General features: G+C 61.2%; 6 protein-coding genes. 1 reads left to right on the forward strand and 5 read right to left on the reverse strand.

What is annotated here, in order from left to right; translation table 11 throughout:
- Nucleotides 1–54 precede the first annotated feature (54 nt).
- The 5 genes from RIF85_RS14890 to gcvH all read right to left on the reverse strand — a co-directional run bounded on the left by RIF85_RS14890 (nt 55) and on the right by gcvH (nt 3,053).
- Entirely contained in the window at nt 55–648 is a 594-nt protein-coding gene (locus tag RIF85_RS14890) for a MerR family transcriptional regulator (RefSeq protein WP_309072683.1), read from the reverse strand.
- A 184-nt stretch (nt 649–832) separates the two neighbouring features.
- Nucleotides 833–1,342, reverse strand: coding sequence for a bifunctional nuclease family protein (locus tag RIF85_RS14895; RefSeq protein WP_309072684.1), 510 nt, complete (start codon nt 1,340–1,342; stop codon nt 833–835).
- A 9-nt stretch (nt 1,343–1,351) separates the two neighbouring features.
- Nucleotides 1,352–2,101: a MerR family transcriptional regulator gene (locus RIF85_RS14900; RefSeq protein WP_309072685.1), complete on the reverse strand. Its 750-nt coding sequence runs from the start codon at nt 2,099–2,101 to the stop codon at nt 1,352–1,354.
- Nucleotides 2,102–2,109: 8 nt separating this feature from the next.
- Nucleotides 2,110–2,589 (reverse strand): FHA domain-containing protein, encoded by a 480-nt coding sequence (locus tag RIF85_RS14905; protein WP_309072686.1) that lies wholly within the window; start codon nt 2,587–2,589, stop codon nt 2,110–2,112.
- A 77-nt stretch (nt 2,590–2,666) separates the two neighbouring features.
- On the reverse strand, nt 2,667–3,053 hold the full coding sequence (gcvH, locus tag RIF85_RS14910; protein ID WP_309072687.1) for a glycine cleavage system protein GcvH: 387 nt from the start codon (nt 3,051–3,053) through the stop codon (nt 2,667–2,669).
- A gap of 212 nt (nt 3,054–3,265) precedes the next feature.
- Here gcvH and RIF85_RS14915 point away from each other — a divergent pair.
- Nucleotides 3,266–4,212: ATP-dependent DNA ligase (locus RIF85_RS14915; RefSeq protein WP_309072688.1), on the forward strand; the 947-nt coding region annotated here is incomplete at its 3' end.

Below are 4,212 nucleotides of genomic sequence, written 5' to 3' on the forward strand. Positions count from 1 at the left end.
CATCTCCGGACACCAAAATGCCCCGCTCGCGGCGGGGCATCGTGTTGAGCAGGGTCAGCTGATCTTGCGCGCTGCCCGTCGCTTGCTGAGTTCGTCATCGGGAAAATCCTGGTCCACGGCGTGCTCACTCGGCAACGCTGCAAGGCTTCCTTCGACTTCCCGCCACACACGCCCGACGGCGATACCAAATACTCCCTGTCCGCCCTGGACAAGGTCGATGACTTCATCGGCAGAGGTGCATTCATAGACGCTGGCGCCGTCGCTCATCAGGGTGATCTGGGCAAGGTCCTCCACTCCGCGCTCCCGCAGGTGTTCCACTGCACTGCGGATCTGCTGAAGGGAAACGCCGGTGTCCAGCAACCGTTTGACTACCTTGAGTACCAGGATGTCCCGGAATCCATAGAGACGCTGTGAACCGGAGCCGGAAGCACCGCGAACGGCCGGTTCCACGAGGCCGGTGCGAGCCCAGTAGTCGAGCTGGCGGTAGGTGATGCCCGCAGCCTTGCATGCTGTCGGTCCGCGATAGCCCGCGTCCTCATCGAGCACAGGAAGGTCTTCGGTGAAGAGCAGGCCCTGTGCGCTGGCGGGTATAGCTGCACCCGTAGCGGCTGCGTTGGAACCCGTGCCGGCGTCGCCTTTCGGACTCACGTGTTGCCTCCTCGTTCTGGTTCCCGGGGGGAAGTGGCACAAGCCGAGGTCCACAGGGGGATTAAATGGATGTCTGCCCTGAGTTTACAGCTAGTGCAATGGGAACTGTATGCTTCGACGTTAGATCCCCGGGTGACCGAGGTCAAAGATGCCGCGCATAACAATCTCAGCGTGTCGTTTTCGGCTACTTCTCAAAATCTTCAGGCTCGACATCCGCAAGAAACTCCCGGAACTGCTTGAGCTCGCGCTCCGCGTTGGCCTGGCCCTCCTCGGATGAGTCTTCGTCTCCGTCGCTGTCGGCCTCGGTGATCTCAACGCCGGTGTCCTGCATCACCTGCGGTGCACAATAGATGGGGCAGGGTACGCGCAGGGCGATGGCTATGGCATCGGAGGCCCGGGAGTTCACTGTTGTGCCGTCCTCGAAGACAACCTCGGCGTGGAAAACGGTGTCTTCCACCCGCACGATCCGGACCTCTGTCACTGCGTGATTGAGGGCAGCGACGATGCTCACGAGAAGATCATGTGTCATTGGCCGCGGCGGAATGATGCCCTGCTGCACAAAGGCAATGGCGCTAGCCTCGGGCGCACCGATCCAGATCGGGATGTGGCGGGGACCTCCCGCTTCCTTAAGAAGGACGAGCGGCTGATTGGACGGTAGCTCGATGCGAACGCCTACTACATCCATCTCGATCATGTCTGCCTCCTAGTTTTCCATCCGTGCGATCTGGCCTTGGACGAGGGCACTGTGGAGGTTGAGGCAGAGCTCGCTGATTTCACGGGCAGTTTCCGCCGCCCGGGCCTTCGATGCGACATCGCGGCGTGAGGCGACCGGGGCGACGACGCGCTCAACGAGACCCAGTTCGCGATCTGCTGCTGCTCGGAAAGGACGGAGGTGCCGAGGCTCGATTCCATGGGATTCCAGCTGGACGCAGGCACGGGTGATCTTCAGTGCGTGCTCGTCGAAGCGGCCTTCGACTTCTGAGATGAGCCCGAAAGCCATGAGGTCCCGAATGAGTTCCGGCCGGGCGTTCGCTTCCGCGGCGAGGGTTTCCCGGGTCAGTCGGCGGGCGTGTGATCCGAGCTCACGGGCAAGCTGGTCGGAGACCATCCGAGGAGCGAGGGTAAGGCCCCCGGGCAGGCTCTCCGGCTTCTCTCCCCGATCAATCGCGTCCAGATAGTCCTTGATGACCTTGAGCGGAAGGTACTGGTCGCGCTGCAGTGCAAGAACAAAGCGCAGACGTTCGACGTCGACCGGTGTGTATTTCCGGTAGCCTGCGCGCGTGCGCTGCGGAGTAATGAGGCCTTTTTCTTCCAGGAATCGAATCTTGGATGCACTGATCTGTGGAAAGTCCCCAGCCAGTTCGGTGAGGACCTCCCCTATATTCAGGACGTTCCCGCTCACACGCTCCGGGGCGATACCCACAGGTCGCCGGGACGGCTGGGAGGAGGGCATGAAAGTCCCTAGACCCGACCCTGCGACTGCGACACGCTCCCGGCGGCGTAGAAGGTAAGGCGGAACTTGCCAATCTGAACTTCATGACCGTTCCGCAGCACAACACTGTCAACGCGGTCATTGTTCACGTAGGTGCCGTTCAGGCTGCGCGAGTCAACAACCCGGAAACCTTCCGGACCACGGCGGAACTCCGCATGCTTACGGGACACCGTGACATCGTCAAGGAAAATGTCGGCGTTTGGGTGGCGCCCAGCGGTGGTGACGTCCTCGTCCAGGAGGAATCGTGCCCCGGCATTAGGACCTGTGTGGGCAATCAGCAGCGCGGACCCGGCGGGAAGTGCCGCAACAGCGGAACGTTCCTCGCTGGTGAGACGCGGTTCAACGGTAGGTGATGCAGACTGCGGAGGCAGCCCGATGGTGGTTGTCTCAGGCGAAGGCATATGCGATCCCGAAGCGTCCTCTGCGGCTGCGTTGTTATCGCGTACCATTTGAAAAATCCTTCCCCAAAACACGTGGCCAACCGGTCTCCCGGCTGGCCACATTACATTTGTCCCAGCCGGTGACTCTAGCCTACCTGCTGTGAGTATTCCGAAGAACTGAGAAGTTCCTCAACCACCGAGCGGTCCTCAACCTTGATTTCCAGCAGCCAGCCATCACCGTACGGATCGGAGTTGATCAGGGCAGGATCGCCGTCGAGCGCTTCATTGCGCGTGACGACTTCGCCGCTCACCGGCGCATAGATATCGCTCACGCTCTTGGTGGATTCAACCTCGCCGACGACGTCGGACGCCCCGATCTTCGAGCCGGCCTCCGGCATCTGAACATAGACGACATCGCCAAGCGCGTCTTGGGCGAAATCGGTAATGCCGACACGGACAACTCCATTGTCGTCGGGTGTGGTGACCCATTCGTGTTCGGCGGTGTAGTAAAGGTCTTCGGGAATGTTGCTCATTGTCGGCCTTTCGTGGGCACCGGACGAATAATTCGTGCAAAGCGATGGAATAAGCGGCGGCCCCTTCTCATCCGATCGGGGGCCTCAGGATCGAGTATAGGCACAGTGACAGTGCCGCGCGTCACCCTCTGCCCCAGGTCCGCTCGGCATCCTCCGGCACGTGCGTGCGTGGCGTCCATGGCGTTTGAAGTGACATGCGACAGGATCGACCTATGACTGATTTGCCCTTTCCGATTCAACCAATGCTCGCCAAAGCCGTCGATGCTGTGCCGGATGCCGACAGCGTTCCCGGAGGCCTGAGTTACGAGCCGAAGTGGGACGGCTTTCGGGCCGTGATACACGTCGAGGACGGCAAGTGCGAGATTGGTAGTCGCGGCTCGAAGACGCTCACCCGCTACTTTCCGGAGTTGGTTGATGCGCTGCTCGAGAACCTTCCCGAGAAGTGCGTGGTCGACGGCGAGATAGTGGTGCGTCGGGGAAAGGCCGGCGCCGAGCGGCTGGACTGGGAAGCGTTGTCTCAGCGAATTCATCCGGCGGACAGCAGGGTGAAACTCCTCGCGAAGGAGACGCCGGCGTCGTTCATTGCGTTTGACCTGCTGGGGATCGACGATCATAACCTGTTGGACGTCCCCTTCGCGGAGCGACGGAAGGCTCTGGAGGGCATCGCTGAGACATTCTCCGAGCCTGTGCACCTCTCGCAGGTAACGGACGACGTCGAACTGGCGCGGCGCTGGCTTGTTGAGTTCGAGGGAGCCGGACTGGACGGTGTGGTGGCCAAACCGCTGAGCGCCGGGTACGAACCGAACAAGCGCCGCATGCTGAAGGTGAAACACCACAGAAGTGCTGATGCGGTAGTGCTTGGTTATCGGGTCCACAAGAGCGGCCAGGGTGTTGGTTCACTCCTTCTTGGGCTCTACGACAACAATGGCGAGTTGCGGAACGTCGGCGGTGCATCTGCGTTCTCGGACAAGCGCCGACTCGAGTTGATCGATGAGCTGGAGCCGGATGTCATGCGTGACGAAGACGGTGAGATCATCCGCGGGGAAACGGATCGCAGCCGTTTCGCTTCGGCGAAGGACGTCTCCTACGTACGGCTGCATCCGCGGCGGGTGGTTGAGGTCCGCTATGACCAGATGGAGGGCGACCGGTTCCGCCACAC

This window comes from Arthrobacter sp., from assembly GCF_031179385.1.
Lineage (GTDB): Bacteria > Actinomycetota > Actinomycetes > Actinomycetales > Micrococcaceae > Arthrobacter_D.

Bases quoted from the DNA above. Each gene is read 5' to 3' on its own strand.
- RIF85_RS14895 (WP_309072684.1), bottom strand. From the start codon at position 1,342: ATGATCGAGATGGATGTAGTAGGCGTTCGCATCGAGCTACCGTCCAAT.
- RIF85_RS14905 (WP_309072686.1), bottom strand. From the start codon at position 2,589: ATGGTACGCGATAACAACGCAGCCGCAGAGGACGCTTCGGGATCGCAT.
- RIF85_RS14900 (WP_309072685.1), bottom strand. From the start codon at position 2,101: ATGCCCTCCTCCCAGCCGTCCCGGCGACCTGTGGGTATCGCCCCGGAG.
- gcvH (WP_309072687.1), bottom strand. From the start codon at position 3,053: ATGAGCAACATTCCCGAAGACCTTTACTACACCGCCGAACACGAATGG.